The 450-nt window shown below is 66.2% G+C and carries 1 protein-coding gene; it reads left to right on the top strand.

Annotation, left to right across the window (positions count from 1 at the left end):
• Positions 1-33 precede the first annotated feature (33 nt).
• Positions 34-450, top strand: a 417-nt coding sequence (locus tag ACYQ1H_RS15565) for a polysaccharide deacetylase family protein (RefSeq protein ID WP_460028950.1), incomplete at its 3' end; no start/stop codon positions are given.

The following is a 450-nucleotide window of genomic DNA, read 5'->3' on the forward strand; positions in this document are numbered from 1 at the left end:
CGCTGGATCATCAAGAAAACCGCCCGATGCGGCATGGCCCTCGGCGCTTGCCTGGCACGCCCGCGGCACGCCTCCGGCGAGGCGGTGGTCCGGGCGCTGACCTATCATGGCGTCGGCGACTCGTTTCGCGACCCCTGGTGTGTCGCGCCCTCGGTCTTCGAGGCCCAGATGCGGTTCCTTGCCGAACACCAGCTCGCGGTCTCGCTGGACGATGTGCTTCGTGTTGTCCGGGGCGACGTCGCACTCAAACAGGATTCGGTGCTGGTGACCCTGGATGACGGGTTGCGCAGCGTCCGTACCGTCGCCGCCCCGATCATGCAGCGGTACGGCATTCCGGGCATCGCCTTCATCACCACCGCGCTGGTCGAGAGCGAAGGCTATCTCGGCTGGCAACAGGTCCGTGAATTGCGCGACCTCGGCCTTGTCATCGGCTCCCATGCCCATACCCAT

The organism is Methyloparacoccus murrellii (genome assembly GCF_054657115.1).